This is a genomic window from Bacillus sp. GMa5/1, assembly GCF_050172015.1.
GTDB classification, from domain to species: domain Bacteria; phylum Bacillota; class Bacilli; order Bacillales; family Bacillaceae_G; genus Bacillus_A; species Bacillus_A cereus.
Map to the genome: position 1 here is coordinate 52,200 of NZ_JBNLYC010000006.1, position 20,342 is coordinate 72,541.

Consider the following 20,342-nt stretch of genomic DNA (forward strand, 5'->3'; position numbering starts at 1 on the left):
TATAGAAATAAATATAATGGAAATAAGAAAAGAGAAGCGGAGGAGTTAGTAGTGCGTGTATTAGTGAGTGGTGGGGGTACTGGTGGTCATATTTATCCAGCTCTTGCTTTAATTAGAGAAATAAAAAAGTTAAATCCAGAAGCAAGATTTTTATATATTGGTACGGAAAATGGACTAGAGAGTACAATCGTTCCAAAAGCAGGTATACCATTTCAATCTATTGTTATAAGTGGATTTAAACGAAAAATATCATTAGATAATGTGAAAACAGTAATGCGTTTTCTAAAAGGTGTACAGGATAGTAAACGATATATTCGTCGTTTTAATCCGGATATTGTAATTGGAACGGGTGGATATGTATGTGGACCAGTTGTATACGCTGCAGCCAAATTAGGTATTCCAACTATTGTACATGAACAAAATAGTGTACCAGGTGTAACGAACAAGTTTTTAAGCCGTTATGTTGATAAAGTTGCTGTTTGTTTTGAAGCAGCTATAGAGCATTTTCCAGAGTCAAAAGTGGTAATGACAGGTAATCCACGAGCATCAGAGGTAATGGATCAAAATGGAATGAAGGGGAAACGTTCAGTTGGGCTTTCTCTTCCTAAAAAGTCTGTACTTATATTTGGTGGAAGTCGTGGGGCTAGACCGATTAACGATGCCTTCGTTGAAGCAATTGAACAGTTTGGGAACAAAAGCTACGAAATACTATATGTAACGGGTGAAGTACATTATGATAAAGTGATGGAAGCCGTGAAGCAAAAAGGGAACCCAAGCAATGTTATTATTAAGCCGTTCATTCATAATATGCCAGAGGTACTAACTGGTGTAGACCTTGTTGTTTCAAGGGCTGGGGCAACAACACTTGCAGAATTAACAGCGTTAGGAAAACCAAGTGTGTTAATACCGAGTCCATATGTAACAAATAATCATCAGGAAAAGAATGCACGTTCAGTTGTTGATAAAGGAGCGGCAAAAATGTTACTTGAAAAAGATTTAACAGCTGAAACGCTTATTCGTGATATTGATGAGATTTTATTGAATGCACAAACATTACAAAATATGAAGCTAGCGGCTAAGCAACTAGGTATTCCAGATGCAGCAAATAAGCTGTATGAAGTAATGAATAAGCTTGTAAAAAAATAAAGTGAGGCTCTAATCAGTGGGGAGTGATTCTCTCTCGTTGATTATTATCTTTCACTAATCGGATGTTTACTGACATCCTGATTCCGCCTAATTTCTTTGTTATCGCCGAATTTTGATTTAAGAGCTGTACTGCCCGTAAATAGCGGGATAACGTTAGATGAACGCCCTGCATATTATTGTCATAAGGAGACTTAATATGGGGGAGATTGTCTATGGAACAATTAGTAAATGAGCTTATAGAAGCAGACGTTGGTCGTGTTTTAGTTAACGAGCCGTTAGCACGTTATACAACTATGAAAATAGGTGGACCAGCGGACATTTTAATTGTGCCAAAGCATGTAGCCGGTATTGAAAAAACATTACAGTTAGTAAAGCAATACAAAACGAAGTGGACTGTAATTGGTCGCGGTTCAAACCTTCTTGTATCTGATCAAGGCATAGAAGGTGTTGTTATTCGTTTAGGAGAAGGATTAGATCACTTAGAGGTCGAAAAACATAAGGTAAGAGTTGGTAGTGGATATCCTCTTATTAAATTGTCAACTTTACTTAGTCGTCAAGGGTTAGCTGGATTGGAGTTTGCGAGCGGTATTCCAGGAAGTGTCGGTGGTGCAGTATATATGAATGCAGGTGCACATAAATCGGATATATCGAGTGTATTATCGAAGGCTCTCATTCTGTTTGAAGACGGTACAATTGCCTGGTTAACGAATAAAGAACTGGAGTTTTCTTATCGGTCATCTGTATTGCAAACGAAACGTCCTGGTATTGTTTTAGAAGCGGAGTTTCAATTACAGGCGGGAAAACGTGAAGAAATTGTACGTAGCATGCAAAATAATAAAGACTATCGCCGTGAAACGCAACCATGGAATCATCCGTGTGCAGGAAGTATATTTCGGAATCCAATCCCACATTTTGCAGGAGATTTAGTAGAAAAAGCAGGGCTTCGTGGTTATAGGATTGGTGGAGCTCAAATTTCTGAAATGCATGGCAATTTTATTGTTAATACCGGGGGAGCTTCAGCGCAAGATGTATTGTCTTTAATTGAATTAATAAAACATACAATTAAGGATAAATTTGATGTAGATATGCACACAGAAGTAGAAATCATTGGAAGATAACGGTTATTCGTTCCGCTCATTATCATTTATGTTATAATAAGAAGATAAGAACGGCATGAGGAACATGCCGTTCTTTATGTTACATAGGGGGATCGTACATGAATAATAGTAAAGTGATTAAACTACAAGATCGTGTACCAAAATTGAAAAATCAAAAGAAAAAAAACAAAAAAAATGTTAATCATCGATTGATTTTATACATATCAATTTTATTTTTATTAGTGCTCTTTTTAATTTATTTTCGGTCTCCGCTTAGTAATATAAAAAAGATTAGTGTGTTTGGAAATCACTATATGACGGATGAGCAAGTAATGAAGGATTCAGGCGTGACATATGATACAAGTTATTTCCGAGTGACAGCACATAAAGCTGAAGAAAACTTAACGAAGCGAAAAGAAATTAAAGCAGTAAATGTAAAAAAACGTTTTCCAAACAAGATTGATATTCATATCGAAGAATATTTAACGATTGGTTATATAAATAAAGAGGGAAAACTACAACCGTTATTAGAAAATGGAAAAACGCTTGATGTACTACCTAATGGAAAACTTCCTGTTGCAGCACCGATTTTCGAACCTTTTAAAGAAGAGAAAATGAAGGAGTTAATCGCTGAACTAGAAAAATTAACACCAGCTATTTTAAAATCTATTTCGGAGATTCGCTATTCACCAACGAATGCGAATGAAGATCATCTTACTTTATATATGAATGAAGGTTATGAAGTGAGCACTACGATTCAAAATTTCGCAAAACGTATGGAAGCCTATCCACTTATTTTAAAAACAATTGAGCCAGGTAAGAAGGTATTAATTGACTTAGAAGTAGGTGCATATACGAAAGAATTAGGTGCGGAAGACAAAAAAGAATAGAATGGTAGTTTTCGTTGCTTATAGCAGAAAAAACGAAACGAATGTTCTATTATATGTATACGAATTTAGAAGAATGGTTCATTTGATGAAAAATATGTAAAAATTCTTAGATTCATACTAGTATTGGTACAAGTTTCACTTTTCTATGAGTACATCTTAGTGTAGACTTATACTTGGCGGTAAACTTTACACTGGAAATAGAATTATTTCAAGATAAGCAGTTATTCATAGTTTACTGCGATATTCTTAATTGAATGCTAAATAAAAATAAGAAAAATATAGGGTTAAAAAAGGGAAACGTATAAAGACGTTGAATATTTTTCTTATAAATAGTAAAGTTGCGATTGTTGTTCCATATATTGAGTTGTATGGTATAAATAAAGAAGGAGGTGCCAAAGAATGAACAGCAATGAAATATATGTTAGTCTTGACATCGGTACATCCAATGTTAAAGTCATCATTGGTGAAATGGTTAATGACAGCTTAAACATTATTGGTGTTGGAAATGTAAAATCAAATGGTTTAAAGAAGGGATCGATAGTTGATATAGACGAGACTGTTCGATCAATTAAAAAAGCAATTGAACAAGCTGAGCGCATGGTGGGAATCCACATTGAGCAAGTTGTAGTAGGTGTCAATGCAAACCAGGTACAGCTACTTCCTTGTCACGGAGTAGTCGCTGTTTCAAATGAAGATCGTGAAATCGGGAATGAAGATGTCTTACGCGTTCTAGATGCAGCACAAGTTGTGTCAATTGCTCCAGAGCGTGAGTTTATTGATGTGGTACCTCGACAGTTCATCGTAGACGGTCTTGACGAGATTAACGATCCACGCGGGATGATCGGTGTAAGATTAGAAATGGAAGGTACACTTATTACAGGCTCGAGAACTTTACTACATAACCTACTTCGTTGTGTAGAAAAAGCAGGTCTTGAAATTGTTGATATTTGTCTTCAACCTTTAGCGGCTGCAACAGTTGCTATATCTTCAGATGAAAAAAATAGAGGAGTAGCCCTTGTTGATATGGGGGGAGGATCTACAACTTTATCTATTTTTAAAGATGGAGAGTTACAAGCGACGAGCGTATTACCATTAGGTGGAGACCATATAACGAAAGATATTGCGATTGGGTTGAAAACTTCAACAGAAAATGCAGATCAAATTAAGTTGAAATATGGACATGCTTTTTATGATACAGCATCTGAAGAAGAGATGTTTACGGTTCCTATTATGGGAAGTGATCAAACAGAACAATATTCTCAGTTGGAATTATCGGATATAATAGAGGCTCGTGTAGAGGAAATTTTAATGTTTGTTCAAGATGAAGTGCGTAAGTTAGGAGTAAAGCAAGTGGCTTCTGGTTATGTACTAACTGGCGGAATTGCTTCTATGCCAGGTGTTCTTGATCTTGCATATGATATTTTACATGAAAATGTTCGTGTAGCAACTCCTGATTATATTGGTGTGCGTGAGCCCCAATATACAAGTGGAGTTGGATTAATTAAACATTCTTATCAAAAAGCTAAATTACGTGGGAAAAATGTGCAGGAAAAGCAAGAGCATTTTGAACCAGTACCAGCACCAGCACCAACGCCGGTACAACAGCAACCCGCGAAACAAAAAACTCGTAATCAAAACAATAATAATCAAAATGATGACCGCATGATGTCAAAAGTAAAACGTGTATTCCGTTATTTATGGGATTAAAATTGGACACGAAAAATGAGGTTCTAGGGGGATTTCGACATGTTAGAGTTTGATACTACTCAAGATCAATTAGCGAATATAAAAGTTATCGGTGTCGGCGGTGGCGGAAACAATGCTGTAAACCGTATGATTGAACACGGTGTACAAGGTGTAGACTTTATCGCTGTGAACACTGATGCACAAGCATTAAATCTATCAAAAGCTGAAACAAAAATGCAAATTGGTGGAAAATTAACGCGTGGACTTGGTGCAGGCGCAAACCCTGAAGTAGGGAAAAAAGCTGCAGAAGAAAGTAAAGAACAGATCCAAGAAGCACTTCGTGGTGCGGATATGGTCTTCGTAACTGCCGGTATGGGCGGTGGAACTGGAACTGGTGCAGCTCCAGTTGTTGCTCAAGTTGCAAAAGAATTAGGTGCTTTAACAGTTGGTGTTGTAACACGTCCATTTACTTTTGAAGGACGTAAGCGTGCGACGCAAGCAGCATCTGGTATTGCAGCATTTAAAGAAAATGTAGATACTCTTATTGTAATTCCAAACGATCGCTTATTAGAGATTGTTGATAAAAATACGCCAATGTTAGAAGCATTCCGTGAAGCTGATAACGTATTACGTCAAGGTGTTCAAGGTATTTCGGATTTAATTGCAACGCCAGGTTTAATTAACTTAGACTTTGCAGACGTAAAGACAATTATGTCTAATAGAGGTTCTGCTTTAATGGGTATTGGTTCTGGTAACGGGGAAAATCGTGCTGCAGAAGCTGCGAAAAAAGCGATTTCTAGTCCATTACTAGAAACATCTATTGATGGAGCTCAAGGTGTTATCATGAACATTACGGGTGGCGCTAACTTAAGCTTATATGAAGTACAAGAAGCGGCAGATATCGTAGCTTCAGCTTCAGATCCAGAAGTAAATATGATCTTCGGTTCTGTTATTAACGAAGGATTAAAAGATGATATCGTTGTAACTGTAATTGCAACTGGTTTTGATGATAGCATTGCAACTCAACCACCAAAACCAATTATTCGTCCGAATGCGAACCACACGCAACAACAGCAACAACCAGTAGCTCAACCTTCAAAACAACGTGAAGTAAAACGTGAAATGAAGCGTGAAGAGCCAGTTGTACATGAGCGTCATTCAGATTCAGATGATATCGATATTCCAGCATTTTTACGTAACCGTCGTAGACGATAAAAAAAGGAGCTTTCATGCTCCTTTTTTGTTTTTTAAATGGAAAAGACCTGCTAAGCAGGTCTTTTTTTTATTTGGTATATTTTGTTGGTGAAAATAAGAGTATATCATTCTATGAATTTGTACTTTTATTTTTTACCGACAGATTATGTCTAGAAATCACAAAATAACAAAAAAACACCTCCGCAAATTGACACACTTTCCTATTGGATATGCATTATACTAGTCTCAACTTGAAAAAAGAGGTGAATTGTTTGGTTGTTTACGCCGACGTTGTTTGGTTGTTAAACGCCTGCATTGATTTTCTTTTGCTTTTATTAACAGCTACCGTGTTAAAAAAGAAAATCAAAAAATGGAGGCTTGTGTTAGGGGCATTTATAGGTTCAACTATTGTTATTTTTGCCTTTACTCCTTTTGCTTCTATGATGACACATCCAATTATGAAACTACTGTACTCGTTACTTATTGTGTATACAGCATTTGGGTTTACAACATTTAGAAATTATGCACAAACTGTTTTTACTTTTTACTTTGTAACCTTTATGGTTGGCGGAGGATTAATTGGAACTCATTTCTTTTTGCAAACGAATGAAATGGTAAATGGATTGGTTGAATCTCAGTCAATTTCTTACGGTGATCCAATTAGTTGGTTATTTGTTATTTTTGGTTTTCCAGTAATTTATTATTTTTCTAAAAAGCGTATTGAAAGCGTAGAGGTCACGAAAATACACTATGATCAAATTGTGAAAGTAAAAATTCAATTAGCAGAAGAAGAACTAGAACTGGCAGGTCTTATTGACAGTGGGAACCAACTTTATGACCCATTAACAAAAACACCCGTTATGATTATGCATGTTTCATCATTAGAACATTGCTTACCATCTTGGTTAACAGAACAAATTTATTCCAAAACAGAAATTCCTCAAATACCAGAAAATGATTCTGGTTGGGCGACAAAATTACGCTTAATTCCTTTCCGTGCAGTAGGAGTAGAGAGTCAATTTTTGTGGGCAATTAAGCCTGACAGTGTGCAAGTTGACCATGAAGGTAGTTCTATTGTTGTAAACAAAGTATTAATTGGATTAAATACACAACAGCTTTCTACTAATGGGGAGTATCAATGTATTGTGCATCCAAAAATGTTGATTTCGCAAAAAATGGTAATCGCTTAATAATGAGAGGCGGGATAATATGATGAAATTAAAATTTTATTTAGTATACCTTTGGTATAAAGTATTGCTGAAATTAGGAATTAAGACCGATGAAATTTATTATATTGGTGGAAGTGAAGCGTTGCCACCACCGTTAACAAAAGAAGAAGAGGAAGTTCTTTTGAATAAATTGCCAAAAGGAGATCAGGCAGCAAGGTCATTACTTATTGAACGTAACTTAAGGCTCGTTGTATATATAGCAAGAAAGTTTGAAAATACAGGGATAAATATTGAAGATTTGATTAGTATAGGAACAATCGGCCTTATTAAAGCGGTAAATACATTTAATCCAGAAAAGAAAATAAAATTAGCAACATATGCATCGCGTTGTATAGAAAATGAAATTTTAATGCATTTACGTCGAAATAACAAAAATCGTTCGGAAGTTTCTTTTGATGAACCACTAAACATTGATTGGGATGGGAATGAACTGTTATTGTCTGACGTGTTAGGTACAGATGATGATATTATTACAAAAGATTTAGAAGCTACTGTAGATCGTCACCTTTTAATGAAAGCATTACACCAATTAAATGATCGTGAAAAACAAATTATGGAACTTCGGTTTGGGCTTGCTGGAGGAGAGGAAAAGACGCAAAAAGATGTGGCTGATATGCTTGGGATTTCACAGTCATACATTTCGCGTTTAGAAAAAAGAATTATAAAAAGATTACGAAAAGAATTTAATAAAATGGTGTAAAGAATAAGACCAGCCGTTATGTAGGCTGGTCTTATTCTATTTAGTTGTATTAGGAAAGATAATTTAAATAACAAATCGTGAAAAAACCACATGCATAAAATCCCCTTCAAAGGAAATACTTTACACTGTACAGCAACTCCCGATAGGAGGGAACACTTTGACGAGAAACAAAGTAGAAATTTGCGGTGTTGATACAGCTAAACTTCCAGTATTAAAAAATGAAGAGATGCGTAAATTATTTCGTGAAATGCAAAGTGGAGAGATAAGCGCAAGAGAAAAATTAGTGAATGGAAACTTACGTCTTGTACTGAGCGTCATCCAAAGATTTAATAACAGAGGAGAATATGTTGACGATTTATTTCAAGTTGGTTGCATCGGACTTATGAAATCAATTGATAATTTTGATTTAGGCCAAAATGTAAAATTTTCAACGTATGCTGTGCCGATGATTATTGGGGAAATACGCAGATATTTGCGTGATAATAATCCGATTCGCGTATCGCGCTCATTGCGAGATATTGCGTATAAAGCTTTGCAAGTAAGAGAAAAGTTGATTGCAGAAAATTCAAAAGAACCAACAGCAATGGATATTGCAAAAGTGCTAGAAGTAACTCATGAAGAGATAGTATTTGCTTTAGATGCAATTCAAGATCCAGTTTCATTATTTGAACCGATTTATAATGATGGGGGAGATCCTATCTTTGTTATGGATCAGTTAAGTGATGAAAAACAAAAGGACGAGCAGTGGGTTGAAGAATTAGCATTGAAAGAAGGAATGAAGCGTTTAAATGATAGAGAGAAAATGATTATTAGAAAACGTTTCTTCCAAGGAAAGACACAGATGGAAGTTGCAGAAGAAATTGGGATTTCCCAAGCGCAAGTATCACGTTTAGAGAAGTCAGCCATTAAACAAATGAATAAAACGATTCAAGGATAAGGTCTCACCAATTATGGTGAGACCTTTTTATATGTAATATGGTTTGTGCTCATAGTAGGGGATTAGTGTTCATATAATTTCGTATAGGTGGCTTCCTGTAAATATGAGAAACAGTTTCCAATTTGTCATATAAGGGAGAGGATGAAAATGGTGATACGAATTTCAGAGTTACAGATGAAGGATGTTATAAATATTTCAGATGGAAAAAGGATTGGGAATATTGGAGATATTGAAATTGATATGAACACAGGGAAAATTTGTTCTGTTATTATTTCCAAACAGACACGTATGCTAGGTATTTTTGGAAAAGATGTTGAGATTGTAATTCCTTGGAAGGAAATTGTGAAAATTGGGGAAGATGTCATACTTGTAAGAGTAAATCCTGTTAATTCTGTAACAGAATCAATACAAACACCGACAATTTCATAAAGAATATTACAAATTCCTCTTTTTTTTCTGTTAGGATTATGAAAAAATAAAAGTATGGTAAAATAGACAGGAAGTACCATGCTTTTTTCTGTTATTTTAATTAAAAGGAGCCGCTTTATTATGAGAGAACCATTTAAATATGTGGACGGTATACTGTATTTACAAGCGTGGAAAGAACTTGGAAACATTACTGCTGGATTTACGACAAAAGATGGTGGGATAAGTACGGGCTCCTTTCATGCGATGAATTTAGGATTACATGTGAATGATATCGTGGAGAACGTTCATGAAAACAGACGCATTTTAGCAAATAAGTTACAAAAACCATTAGAAAATTGGATTTGCTCTGAACAAGTTCATGCTCATCATGTTGAAAAAGTAGGGCAACAGGAAAAGGGAAGTGGTGTCTATTCATATGAGGACGGCATTTCAAAAACAGATGGCATTTATACGAGTAATGAAGATGTTCTGTTAACGTCTTGTTACGCGGATTGTGTTCCGCTCTATTTTTATGCACCATCACATGGTATGATGGGACTTGCGCATGCTGGATGGAAAGGCACTGTGCAAGAGATTGCAAAGGAAATGATTCAAAAGTGGAATGCAGAAGGTATTTCAAGTGATGAAATTCATGTTGCAATTGGGCCGTCGATCGGATCTTGTTGTTATGTTGTGGATGATCGTGTATTAACAGCAGCACAGGAAGTAGTTAGGGGTGCTGTTCCTCATCAAAAAATTTCTGACGGGCAGTACGCAATTAATTTAAAAGAAATTAATCGTATATTATGTGTACAAGCAGGCATAAAAGAAGAGCATATTGTAATGTCATCTCTTTGTACAAGCTGTGAAGAGCAACTATTTTTCTCTCATCGTCGTGATCAAGGTAAGACAGGAAGAATGTTGAGTTTCATAGGTTTTAAGGAGGAAGAAAGCAAGTGACAGTACAAGAAAATTTAGTAATTGTAAACGAAGCTATTAAAGAATCTTGCGCTCGAGCTGGACGTTCGTTGCAAGATATTAAACTTGTTGCAGTTACAAAAACTGTAGGGATTGAAAAAACAAACGAAGTAATTGAAGCTGGAGTTATCGATTTAGGTGAAAATAGAAATGAAGGTTTCTTACAGAAATACGAGCATTTCGGTTCAAAAGTTAATTGGCACTTTATTGGCTCATTACAAACGAGAAAAGTAAAAGAAATCATTAATGAAATTGATTATTTACATTCGTTAGATCGTCTTTCACTGGCGAAAGAAATTCAGAAACGTGCTGATAAGAAAGTGAAATGCTTTATTCAAGTGAAAACCTCATCTGAAGAATCGAAGCAAGGATTGGCAATAGAAGAGGTTGTTTCTTTTATTCAAAGTTTGCAAGAATTCGATAAAATTGAAGTGGTTGGACTAATGACGATGGCTCCATTTACAGAAGAAGAGGAAGAAATCAGACGCTGTTTTAAGGAATTACGTATGCTGCAAACAGAGGTGCAGGAGCTAGAGTTATTACATGCGCCATGTAAAGAATTATCAATGGGAATGTCCAACGATTACAAGATTGCAATTGAAGAAGGGGCTACATATATTCGTTTGGGAACGATTTTAGTAGGAAAAGCGTAAAAGGAAGGAGAATCTTATTATGAGTTGGTCAAAAGTAAAATACTTCTTTTTTGATACACCGGAAGAAAAAGAAGCAGCTCAATATGGTTATGAAAAGGAGCAAACAGACATGAAAAAGCAGCAAGATCCACCAGAACAACAAGACGTTACGTTTCCGAAAGCGCAACCGAAGCAAAATGTTGTGAGTATTGAAACAGCAAAACAATCTTCAAAAGTTGTTTTATTAGAACCACGCACATATTCGGAAGCACAAGGGATTGCGGACCACTTAAAAGGTAGACGAGCTGTTGTAATTAATTTGCAGAGAATGTCTACTGATCAAGCGGTACGTATCGTTGACTTTTTAAGTGGTACTGTATACGCTATAGGCGGGGACATTCAAAAAATAGGGCCGAAAACATTTATGTGTACACCTGAAAATGTAGATATTGTTGGTGCGATTTCAGAGTTATTCGGTGAAGAAGAAGAAACAAATATAAAGAGGTGGTAATACGCCATGACAACAGTTTTTATAGTGTTAAGTTATGCTATCGAGATTTACTCGTGGGCACTTATTATTTACATTCTCCTATCATGGTTTCCTGGTGCAAAGGAATCATCTTTTGGAGAGTTCCTGGCACGTATTTGTGAACCGTATTTAGAACCATTCCGCCGCTTTATTCCGCCGCTTGGAATGATTGATATTTCTCCAATCGTTGCGATCTTTGCGTTGAAACTTGCTAAAACTGGTTTGTTCAGTTTATTAAGCTATTTCTTATAGTAAGAAGGTAAATACATGAGCATCTACGAACATTTTAGGCCTGATGAGGAGGTCTTTGTGGATAAAGTGCTAGAGTGGAAGCGAGCGGCGGAGTACCATCAAGTGAAGTTAACGGATTTTCTCGATCCTAGGCAACAACAAATTGTTTCTATGGTAATAGGACAAGGTGATGTTGCTGTGCAATTTGGTGGTGCAACGCCTAATGCAGAGCGTAAAAGAGCACTTATTTATCCAGACTATCTAGAATTAAATGAAGAAGAATTTCAAGTAGAAGTATTAGAAATTGACTATCCTTCCAAGTTTTATACGCTAGAACATAGGCAAATATTAGGTACATTTATGTCTCTTGGTTTAACAAGAGAAAAATGTGGTGATATTTTGCTGCAAGAAAATCGTGCCCAAATTGTAGTTGCGAAAGAAATTGTATCGTATATTGAGATGAACTTACAATCAATAGGGAAAGTAAAAGTCTCTTTAGCGTCAGTGCAAGGAGAACAAATTCTACAGATACATGAAACGTGGGGAGAGAAATCTGGAACGGTTTCTTCACTTCGTTTAGATGTTATGTTAGCTGAAATGTTACATTTATCTAGACAGAAAGTACAACCTTTCATAAAAAATGGTTTAGTAAAAGTCAATTGGAAAACAGTGGAGCAAACTTCTTATGAATGTTATCCAGGAGATGTTTTTTCTGTTAGAGGATATGGCCGAAGTAAATTATTTTCTGTAGAAGGTAGAACAAAACGCGACAAATGGAGAATTTTGTATGGTATACTAAAATGATTGGTTTTTTAGAAGGAAATCCTCCTATTTTGTCGAAGAAAAGATATAATTGAAAGAGGAAATTTAGATAACTACTTGGAGGTGGCGTTGTGCCGTTAACACCATTAGATATTCATAACAAAGAATTTGGTCGCGGATTCCGTGGCTATGATGAAGATCAAGTAAATGAGTTTCTTGATCAAATTATCAAAGATTATGAATTGGTCATTCGTGAGAAAAAAGCTTTAGAAGAAAAAGTTGCGCAGTTAGAAGGGAAGTTAGATCATTTCTCTAATATTGAAGATACGTTAAACAAATCTATCGTTGTTGCACAAGAAGCAGCGGAAGAAGTAAAACGTAATGCGCAAAAAGAAGCGAAATTAATTGTGCGTGAAGCTGAAAAGAATGCTGATCGTATTATTAACGAAGCATTAGTAAAATCAAGAAAAGTTGCTTTTGATATTGAAGAGCTAAAGAAACAAGCGAAAGTATTCCGAACTCGTTTCCGTATGTTATTAGAAACACAGCTTGAGATGTTAAACAACGATGATTGGGATAAACTAATTGAATTAGAAGACGAAGTAGATGAACTGTTGAAAAAAGAAGAAACAGTGTAAGCTTGACGTTTTTCTCATTATTACATATAATTTTAAACAACATATTTATTAAGAAAAACGAAGATAGGGATAAGTACCTTTTCAAACCTTATATAGCGAACTGAGGATGGTGTAAGCTCAGGATAAGGAGATAGTGGGAATATCACCCTGGAGTTCCGCGCTGAACAAATAGAGTAAGCGTAGGCGTGTATTCGCGTTAAGAATATAAAGAGGATTCTATACATATGTATATGATCTACTAGGGTGGTACCGCGGGAGACTTTCTCGTCCCTTTTGGGGATGAGAAGGTCTCTTTTTTATTCCGTTTTTTAAGTATTTCTTTTATACATGTAAGGAGGAATTGAGCATGGAGTACAAAAATACATTACTGATGCCAAAAACAGAGTTCCCAATGCGTGGGAATTTACCAAAACGTGAGCCTGCAATGCAAGAAAAATGGGCTGAAATGAATATTTACGAAAAAGTACAAGAACATACAAAAGGTCGTCCTTTATTTGTATTGCATGATGGACCTCCATATGCGAATGGTGACATTCATATGGGACATGCATTAAATAAAGTATTAAAAGACTTTATTGTTCGTTATAAATCAATGACTGGTTTTAGTGCGCCATATGTTCCGGGATGGGATACGCACGGTTTACCAATTGAACAAGCTTTAACAAATAAAGGTGTAAAACGTAAAGAAATGACAGTTGCTGAGTTCCGTAAGTTATGTGCAGAGTATGCATATGAACAAGTAGAACGTCAACGTGAACAATTTAAGCGTCTAGGTGTACGTGCAGATTGGGATAATCCATATATTACTTTAGAGCCAGCTTATGAAGCACAACAAATTAAAGTGTTTGGTGACATGGCGAAAAAAGGTTATATCTATAAAGGTCAAAAACCAGTTTACTGGTCTCCAACGAGTGAATCTGCTTTAGCGGAAGCTGAAATTGAATATCAAGATAAAAAATCAGCATCTATTTACGTAGCATTCCCTGTAAAAGATGGAAAGAACGTATTAGAAGGTGATGAAAAGTACATCATTTGGACAACAACACCTTGGACATTACCTGCAAACTTAGGTATTTCTGTTCATCCAGAGCTTGAATATAGCATTGTAAAAGTAAATGATGAGAAATATATCATTGCTTCTGAGCTGTTTGAGACAGTTGCAAAAACGTTAGAGTGGGAAAATGCTGAAGTTGTGAAAACAGTAAAAGGTAGCGAACTTGAGTATACAGTTGCAAAACATCCATTCTACGATCGTGATTCATTAGTTATGCTAGGAGATCACGTAACAACAGATGCAGGTACAGGTTGTGTTCATACAGCACCAGGACACGGGGAAGATGACTTCGTTGTTGGTAAAAAGTATGGATTAGAAGTACTTTGCCCAGTCGATGATAAAGGTGTATTAACAAATGAGGCACCTGGATTTGAAGGCTTATTCTATGATAAAGCTAACAAACCAATTACAGAAAAATTAGAAGAAGTAGGCGCGTTACTGAAACTAACATTCATTACACATTCATACCCACATGATTGGAGAACGAAAAAACCAATTATTTTCCGTGCGACAGCACAGTGGTTTGCATCTATTGAAGCATTCCGTAAAGAATTAATAGAAGCTGTAGCAGAAACAAAATGGGTACCAGCATGGGGAGAAACTCGTCTTCATAATATGGTTCGTGACCGTGGTGACTGGTGTATTTCTCGTCAGCGTGCATGGGGTGTGCCAATTCCGGTATTCTATGCTGAGAATGGTGATCCAATTATTACGGATGAAACAATTAACCATGTAGCAGATTTATTCCGTGAACACGGTTCTAACGTATGGTTCGAGCGTGAAGCGAAAGATCTATTACCAGAAGGATTTACACATCCAGGTAGCCCAAATGGTGAATTCCGTAAAGAAACAGACATCATGGATGTATGGTTCGATTCAGGTTCTTCTCACCAAGCGGTATTAGAAGAGCGCGAAGATTTACAGCGTCCAGCTGATTTATATTTAGAAGGATCTGACCAGTATCGTGGTTGGTTTAACTCTTCATTATCAACAGCAGTTGCTGTAACAGGTAAAGCTCCATATAAAGGCGTACTAAGCCACGGTTTCGTACTAGATGGTGAAGGACGTAAAATGAGTAAGTCGATTGGAAACATCGTCGTACCGAAGAAAATCATGGATCAATTAGGCGGAGACATTTTACGCTTATGGGTATCTTCTGTTGACTATCAATCTGACGTACGTATTTCAGATGATATTTTAAAACAAGTAGCAGAAGTGTATCGTAAAATCCGTAACACATTCCGTTTCTTATTAGGAAACTTAGACGACTTTAAGCCAAGTGAAAATGCAGTAGCTGTAGCTGAACTTCGTGAAGTAGATCGTTACATGTTAGTAAAATTAAATGACTTAATTACTAAAGTTAAAGAAGCATATGAGACATACGATTTCGCTGCTGTGTATCATGCAATTCATAACTTCTGTACAATTGATTTAAGTTCATTCTACTTAGACTTTGCAAAAGACATCTTATACATTGAAGGTGCAAACCACGAAGATCGTCGTGCAATTCAAACTGTATTATATGATGTTCTTGTTGCGTTAACGAAACTTGTAACACCAATCTTACCGCACACAGCTGATGAAGTATGGCCATATATTCCAGGCGTAACAGAAGAAAGTGTACAATTAACTGATATGCCAGAAGCTGTACAATTAGATGACGCGGAAGCGTTAAAAACAAAATGGGATGCATTTATGACATTACGTGATGACGTGTTAAAAGCACTAGAAGTAGCTCGTAATGAAAAAGTAATCGGTAAGTCATTAAATGCAAGCATTACGCTATATCCAACTGCAGAAATGAAAGCTATGTTAGAGTCTATTAGCGAAGACTTAAAGCAATTATTCATCGTTTCTGAGTATAAACTTGGTGGTATGATGGATGAAGCGCCAGCAGATGCACCGAAGTATGAACATACAGCGGTTGTTGTTGTTCAAGCAACTGGTGAAACATGTGAACGTTGTTGGGTAGTTTCAGAAACAATTGGTAAAGATGCTGAACATGAAACATTATGTGAGCGTTGTGCAACAGTTGTTAAAGAAAACTATGTAAAATAATAAAAAACTGACTGCTATTGATGCGGTCAGTTTTTTTGTTGATGGTATATCAAGATCACTTTCAGACTCTTTCCTGTGAAGGAAAAATGTGTGTGAGGTAAGCAAATAAATTTCGGACACACTAACTGTACATTACAGCTAGGAGGAATGTACACGTGAATGAAATTTACATGGAAATAAAAGAAGAATTGCAATTGATGAGAAAAGAGTTGCAAGAGAGACTAGCTAAAGAAGTAATGCACAAATATGATGTCGAGTTCAGCCAAGAGCTTGGATATGAAATTAAGGAAGAGATAAAGAAAAAATTGCTATTACATGATATAAAAGAGGATTTAAAGGATGTAGAACGCGCATTATTTAAAATGGAAATAGACATGTATGGTATTTGTGAAGAGACGGGGAGATTAATTTCGACAAAGCAAATGAAGACAATGCCGACTGCCCGTACGATTTATGAATTCTTCTACGAAAAGGTAAATGTATGAATACGCACAACGATATTATATTACCTTTTTTTAATTTATTTTATTCTTCTATAAAGGTTCATTGTGAAAAGGTAGCAGCTATGCTAAAATTTTGAGGTACACTGTCTTTGTGGGGGAAATGAAAATGATATATTATGTAATAGCGTTATTCGTCATTGCTATCGATCAAATATCGAAGTGGTTAATTGTAAAGAACATGGAATTGGGTACGAGTATTCCGATTATCGACAATGTATTATACATAACATCACATCGAAATAGAGGCGCTGCTTGGGGTATTTTAGAAAATAAAATGTGGTTCTTCTACATTATTACAGTTGTTTTTGTAGTGTTTATTGTATTTTATATGAAAAAGTATGCGAAAACAGACAAGCTTCTAGGTATTTCGTTAAGCCTAATTTTGGGCGGGGCAATTGGTAACTTTATTGATCGTGTATTTAGACAAGAAGTAGTGGATTTCATTCACGTGTATATTTTCTCGTACAACTATCCAGTATTCAATATAGCTGATTCAGCATTATGTATTGGTGTTGTATTAATTATTATTCAAACATTATTAGAAGGCAAGAAAGCGAAGGAGTAATTGAATGAGTGAAGTAGTACAAGTAACAGTTGCAGCAGAGCAAAAAAACGAGCGAATTGATAAATTCGTTGCAGGGATAAATAACGAATGGTCACGTACGCAAGTGCAGCAATGGATTAAAGATGACGTTGTGACAGTAAACGGAAAAGCGGTAAAAGGGAATTATAAAGTAAAAGAAGAAGATGAAATTACAGTAACAATTCCTGAACCAGAAGAGTTAGATATTCAACCAGAGGATTTAAATTTAGAAATTTATTATGAAGATGCAGATGTGCTTGTTGTAAATAAGCCACGTGGTATGGTTGTACATCCAGCACCAGGGCATACAAGTGGTACACTTGTAAACGGCCTTATGCACCATTGTACAGACTTATCAGGCATTAACGGTGTAATGCGTCCAGGTATCGTGCATCGTATTGATAAAGATACATCTGGACTATTAATGGTTGCTAAAAATGATATGGCACATGAATCGCTTGTAAATCAGCTTGTAGCAAAAACAGTAACGAGACGTTACAAAGCGATTGTACACGGTGTGATTCCGCATGATAAGGGAACGATTGATGCTCCGATTGCTCGTGATAAGAAAGAGCGTCAAAGTATGACAGTTGATGAAAATGGTAAGAACGCTGTTACGCACTTCCAAGTGTTAGAACGCTTTAAAGACTTTACGCTTGTAGAATGTCGCTTAGAAACGGGACGTACGCACCAAATTCGTGTTCATATGAAATATATTGGCTATCCACTTGCAGGAGATCCGAAGTATGGTCCGAAGAAAACGTTAGATATGAATGGACAAGCACTTCATGCGGGTATTTTAGGCTTTGATCATCCTCGTACTGGTGAATATATTCAGTTTGAGGCACCGATTCCAGAAGTGTTTGAAGACGCATTAAATATTTTACGAAAATAGTATTGACAAATCATAAGAAAACTGAGATACTGACAACAGTTAAATAATGATCCTTTAACACAGCCCCGTGAGGTTGAGAAGGTAACGGTTTGAAATACTTAGGGTATGTTGTACCCTTTTTTCAAAAGTCCTCTCGCACACGCTGAGAGGACTTTTTTTATACCATTACTCTCACGCAAGAAAAAAGCTTGGAGGTGTAGAGCATGCAAGAGAAAGCTGTCGTTTTAGATGACCAAATGATTCGCCGCGCTTTAACACGAATTAGTCATGAAATCGTGGAACGAAATAAAGGTGTCGATAATTGTGTTCTTGTCGGAATTAAAACTCGTGGAATTTTTATTGCACAACGTTTGGCAGAACGAATTGGTCAAATTGAAGGAAAAGAAATGGAAGTTGGAGAGTTAGACATTACGTTATATCGTGATGATTTAACACTACAATCGAAAAATAAAGAACCACTTGTAAAAGGTTCTGATATCCCTGTAGATATTACGAAGAAGAAAGTTATCCTTGTGGATGACGTATTATATACAGGAAGAACAGTTCGAGCAGCAATGGATGCTCTTATGGATTTAGGTAGACCATCTCAAATCCAATTGGCGGTTCTTGTTGATAGAGGTCATCGCGAATTACCAATTCGCGCTGATTATGTAGGGAAGAACATTCCAACATCAAGTGAAGAGCGTATCGAAGTTGATTTGCAAGAGACAGATCAACAAGATCGAGTAAGCATATACGATAAGTAAAGCCCTTTTAAATGTAGTCCTGTGAGGCTGCCAAAGGGTCTTGGCTTTCATATGTCAAATTTGGCATACGAAAGTGTAGGACTCTTTGTGCACAGGCACAAAGAGTTTTTTTATTGCAAAGATTTAAACTGAAGGAGGATGTAACAATGGAACAAAAGCCAGTGTTAGACGTTAATGAAGTACCGAAACCGGGAAAATGGTTATTTTTAAGTATACAACATTTGTTCGCGATGTTTGGATCAACAGTGCTTGTTCCGTTTTTAACAGGATTGAATCCATCAGTAGCATTAATATCAAGTGGATTAGGAACGTTAGCGTTCCTTCTTATAACGAAAGGTCAAGTACCTGCCTATCTAGGATCATCATTCGCCTTTATCGCACCGATTATAACAGCGAAAACGGCAGGTGGACCGGGAGCAGCAATGCTTGGTGGTTTGCTAGCAGGACTTGTGTACATCTTAATCTCACTCGGAATTAAGAAATCAGGATCAGAGTGGATTATGAAATTACTACCACCAATCGTAGTTGGTCCAGTAGTAATGGTAATCGGTCTAGCTTTAGCACATACAGCAGTTAACATGGCGATGAACGGTGCGGATGGCAAATATAGCTTTACACACTTTTCAGTAGCATTAGTAACATTAGCAATTACCATTATATGCTCGATATTTGGAAGAGGATTTTTCAGTATAATACCAGTGTTACTTGGCATTATCGGCGGATATATCTTCGCTTACTTCCAAGGGCTAGTAGACTTAAAGCCGGTAGCTGAGGCAAAATGGTTTGTTGTACCAGATTTCACAGTACCATTTGTAACATATACACCAGAGTTTTCATGGAAGATTGTACTCTTGATGGTACCAGTTGCACTAGTAACCATATCAGAACATATCGGACATCAAATTGTTCTTGGAAATGTTATTAAAAGAGATTTAATTGAAAAACCAGGTTTACACCGTTCAATCTTCGGTGACGGAGTAGCAACATTAATTGCGTCACTAATCGGTGGGCCACCGAATACAACGTATGGTGAAAACATCGGTGTGCTAGCAATTACGAGAGCATACAGTGTATACTTATTCATCGGTTCAGCAGTATTCGCAATCATGTTCGGGTTTATCGGTAAGATTTCTGCACTGATTCATTCGATCCCAACACCAGTTATGGGTGGTGTATCAATCTTACTATTCGGTGTAATCGCATCAAGCGGATTACGCATGATGGTAGATGATAAAACAGATTTAAGTGACAAACGAAACTTAATGATTGCATCAGTAATATTAGTAATCGGTATTGGTGGAGCGGTACTTCACGTAGGAGAATCATTCCAAGTAGAAGGAATGGCACTAGCAGCAATTGTAGGTGTACTGTTAAATCTACTACTACCGGAAACGAAACAAATAAAACAATCTAAGCAGATTGCTTCATAATAATAACCTTTTAATT

At 36.4% G+C, this 20,342-nt stretch carries 21 protein-coding genes and 1 other annotated feature; all 21 genes read left to right on the forward strand.

Annotated features, from left to right (window positions below):
• Window positions 1-51: 51 nt before the first annotated feature.
• The 21 genes from murG to uraA all read left to right on the forward strand — a co-directional run bounded on the left by murG (window position 52) and on the right by uraA (window position 20,326).
• A complete protein-coding gene (murG, locus tag ACQGSG_RS02965) occupies window positions 52-1,146 on the forward strand; it encodes an undecaprenyldiphospho-muramoylpentapeptide beta-N-acetylglucosaminyltransferase (protein ID WP_021728036.1) in 1,095 nt (364 codons plus the stop codon).
• A 212-nt stretch (window positions 1,147-1,358) separates the two neighbouring features.
• On the forward strand, window positions 1,359-2,264 hold the full coding sequence (gene murB, locus ACQGSG_RS02970; RefSeq protein WP_000437021.1) for a UDP-N-acetylmuramate dehydrogenase: 906 nt from the start codon (window positions 1,359-1,361) through the stop codon (window positions 2,262-2,264).
• Window positions 2,265-2,362: 98 nt separating this feature from the next.
• The gene (gene divIB / locus ACQGSG_RS02975; RefSeq protein ID WP_001065788.1) at window positions 2,363-3,133 is read left to right on the forward strand and encodes a cell division protein DivIB; all 771 of its coding nucleotides are present in this window, start codon (window positions 2,363-2,365) and stop codon (window positions 3,131-3,133) included.
• A 399-nt stretch (window positions 3,134-3,532) separates the two neighbouring features.
• Window positions 3,533-4,840: a cell division protein FtsA gene (gene ftsA / locus ACQGSG_RS02980; RefSeq protein WP_001087557.1), complete on the forward strand. Its 1,308-nt coding sequence runs from the start codon at window positions 3,533-3,535 to the stop codon at window positions 4,838-4,840.
• A gap of 39 nt (window positions 4,841-4,879) precedes the next feature.
• The gene (ftsZ, locus tag ACQGSG_RS02985; protein WP_000888984.1) at window positions 4,880-6,034 is read left to right on the forward strand and encodes a cell division protein FtsZ; all 1,155 of its coding nucleotides are present in this window, start codon (window positions 4,880-4,882) and stop codon (window positions 6,032-6,034) included.
• 251 nt (window positions 6,035-6,285) lie between these two features.
• Window positions 6,286-7,203 (forward strand): sigma-E processing peptidase SpoIIGA, encoded by a 918-nt coding sequence (gene spoIIGA, locus ACQGSG_RS02990; protein WP_426947015.1) that lies wholly within the window; start codon window positions 6,286-6,288, stop codon window positions 7,201-7,203.
• 19 nt (window positions 7,204-7,222) lie between these two features.
• On the forward strand, window positions 7,223-7,942 hold the full coding sequence (sigE, locus tag ACQGSG_RS02995; RefSeq protein WP_000976948.1) for an RNA polymerase sporulation sigma factor SigE: 720 nt from the start codon (window positions 7,223-7,225) through the stop codon (window positions 7,940-7,942).
• A 157-nt stretch (window positions 7,943-8,099) separates the two neighbouring features.
• Window positions 8,100-8,879, forward strand: a complete 780-nt coding sequence (sigG, locus tag ACQGSG_RS03000) for an RNA polymerase sporulation sigma factor SigG (RefSeq protein ID WP_000197755.1) — start codon at window positions 8,100-8,102, stop codon at window positions 8,877-8,879.
• A 147-nt stretch (window positions 8,880-9,026) separates the two neighbouring features.
• Window positions 9,027-9,308 (forward strand): YlmC/YmxH family sporulation protein, encoded by a 282-nt coding sequence (locus ACQGSG_RS03005; RefSeq protein WP_000236745.1) that lies wholly within the window; start codon window positions 9,027-9,029, stop codon window positions 9,306-9,308.
• Window positions 9,309-9,428: 120 nt separating this feature from the next.
• The gene (gene pgeF, locus ACQGSG_RS03010) at window positions 9,429-10,247 is read left to right on the forward strand and encodes a peptidoglycan editing factor PgeF (protein WP_098605483.1); all 819 of its coding nucleotides are present in this window, start codon (window positions 9,429-9,431) and stop codon (window positions 10,245-10,247) included.
• Window positions 10,244-10,918 (forward strand): YggS family pyridoxal phosphate-dependent enzyme, encoded by a 675-nt coding sequence (locus ACQGSG_RS03015; protein ID WP_000218007.1) that lies wholly within the window; start codon window positions 10,244-10,246, stop codon window positions 10,916-10,918. Before pgeF ends, ACQGSG_RS03015 begins: the two co-directional genes overlap by 4 nt.
• Window positions 10,919-10,937: 19 nt before the next feature.
• Window positions 10,938-11,408, forward strand: coding sequence for a cell division protein SepF (locus ACQGSG_RS03020; protein WP_000119129.1), 471 nt, complete (start codon window positions 10,938-10,940; stop codon window positions 11,406-11,408).
• A 6-nt stretch (window positions 11,409-11,414) separates the two neighbouring features.
• On the forward strand, window positions 11,415-11,678 hold the full coding sequence (locus ACQGSG_RS03025) for a YggT family protein (RefSeq protein ID WP_000214233.1): 264 nt from the start codon (window positions 11,415-11,417) through the stop codon (window positions 11,676-11,678).
• Between the two features lie 15 nt (window positions 11,679-11,693).
• Window positions 11,694-12,461 (forward strand): RNA-binding protein, encoded by a 768-nt coding sequence (locus ACQGSG_RS03030; protein ID WP_002098127.1) that lies wholly within the window; start codon window positions 11,694-11,696, stop codon window positions 12,459-12,461.
• A gap of 89 nt (window positions 12,462-12,550) precedes the next feature.
• Window positions 12,551-13,057, forward strand: coding sequence for a septum site-determining protein DivIVA (divIVA, locus tag ACQGSG_RS03035; protein ID WP_001131611.1), 507 nt, complete (start codon window positions 12,551-12,553; stop codon window positions 13,055-13,057).
• 51 nt (window positions 13,058-13,108) lie between these two features.
• Window positions 13,109-13,332: a binding site (T-box leader), on the forward strand.
• A gap of 71 nt (window positions 13,333-13,403) precedes the next feature.
• On the forward strand, window positions 13,404-16,169 hold the full coding sequence (ileS2, locus tag ACQGSG_RS03040; protein ID WP_000455952.1) for an isoleucine--tRNA ligase: 2,766 nt from the start codon (window positions 13,404-13,406) through the stop codon (window positions 16,167-16,169).
• 155 nt (window positions 16,170-16,324) lie between these two features.
• Entirely contained in the window at window positions 16,325-16,654 is a 330-nt protein-coding gene (locus tag ACQGSG_RS03045) for a molecular chaperone DnaK (protein WP_325842587.1), read from the forward strand.
• Between the two features lie 124 nt (window positions 16,655-16,778).
• Complete coding sequence (gene lspA / locus ACQGSG_RS03050; protein ID WP_000642184.1) at window positions 16,779-17,237, forward strand: lipoprotein signal peptidase LspA; 459 nt, start codon at window positions 16,779-16,781, stop codon at window positions 17,235-17,237.
• Window positions 17,238-17,241: 4 nt separating this feature from the next.
• Window positions 17,242-18,150: an RluA family pseudouridine synthase gene (locus ACQGSG_RS03055; RefSeq protein ID WP_000005829.1), complete on the forward strand. Its 909-nt coding sequence runs from the start codon at window positions 17,242-17,244 to the stop codon at window positions 18,148-18,150.
• 203 nt (window positions 18,151-18,353) lie between these two features.
• Window positions 18,354-18,896: a bifunctional pyrimidine operon transcriptional regulator/uracil phosphoribosyltransferase gene (gene pyrR, locus ACQGSG_RS03060; protein WP_001156491.1), complete on the forward strand. Its 543-nt coding sequence runs from the start codon at window positions 18,354-18,356 to the stop codon at window positions 18,894-18,896.
• A gap of 146 nt (window positions 18,897-19,042) precedes the next feature.
• Window positions 19,043-20,326 (forward strand): uracil permease, encoded by a 1,284-nt coding sequence (uraA, locus tag ACQGSG_RS03065; RefSeq protein WP_000435928.1) that lies wholly within the window; start codon window positions 19,043-19,045, stop codon window positions 20,324-20,326.
• Window positions 20,327-20,342: the final 16 nt, after the last annotated feature.

What these genes read in the sequence shown, in the direction of transcription:
- murB (WP_000437021.1), top strand. Translation starts at nt 1,359, where the DNA reads ATGGAACAATTAGTAAATGAGCTTATAGAAGCAGACGTTGGTCGTGTT.
- divIB (WP_001065788.1), top strand. Translation starts at nt 2,363, where the DNA reads ATGAATAATAGTAAAGTGATTAAACTACAAGATCGTGTACCAAAATTG.
- ftsA (WP_001087557.1), top strand. Translation starts at nt 3,533, where the DNA reads ATGAACAGCAATGAAATATATGTTAGTCTTGACATCGGTACATCCAAT.
- ftsZ (WP_000888984.1), top strand. Translation starts at nt 4,880, where the DNA reads ATGTTAGAGTTTGATACTACTCAAGATCAATTAGCGAATATAAAAGTT.
- sigE (WP_000976948.1), top strand. Translation starts at nt 7,223, where the DNA reads ATGATGAAATTAAAATTTTATTTAGTATACCTTTGGTATAAAGTATTG.
- ACQGSG_RS03005 (WP_000236745.1), top strand. Translation starts at nt 9,027, where the DNA reads ATGGTGATACGAATTTCAGAGTTACAGATGAAGGATGTTATAAATATT.
- pgeF (WP_098605483.1), top strand. Translation starts at nt 9,429, where the DNA reads ATGAGAGAACCATTTAAATATGTGGACGGTATACTGTATTTACAAGCG.
- ACQGSG_RS03020 (WP_000119129.1), top strand. Translation starts at nt 10,938, where the DNA reads ATGAGTTGGTCAAAAGTAAAATACTTCTTTTTTGATACACCGGAAGAA.
- ACQGSG_RS03025 (WP_000214233.1), top strand. Translation starts at nt 11,415, where the DNA reads ATGACAACAGTTTTTATAGTGTTAAGTTATGCTATCGAGATTTACTCG.
- ACQGSG_RS03030 (WP_002098127.1), top strand. Translation starts at nt 11,694, where the DNA reads ATGAGCATCTACGAACATTTTAGGCCTGATGAGGAGGTCTTTGTGGAT.
- ileS2 (WP_000455952.1), top strand. Translation starts at nt 13,404, where the DNA reads ATGGAGTACAAAAATACATTACTGATGCCAAAAACAGAGTTCCCAATG.
- lspA (WP_000642184.1), top strand. Translation starts at nt 16,779, where the DNA reads ATGATATATTATGTAATAGCGTTATTCGTCATTGCTATCGATCAAATA.
- ACQGSG_RS03055 (WP_000005829.1), top strand. Translation starts at nt 17,242, where the DNA reads ATGAGTGAAGTAGTACAAGTAACAGTTGCAGCAGAGCAAAAAAACGAG.
- pyrR (WP_001156491.1), top strand. Translation starts at nt 18,354, where the DNA reads ATGCAAGAGAAAGCTGTCGTTTTAGATGACCAAATGATTCGCCGCGCT.
- uraA (WP_000435928.1), top strand. Translation starts at nt 19,043, where the DNA reads ATGGAACAAAAGCCAGTGTTAGACGTTAATGAAGTACCGAAACCGGGA.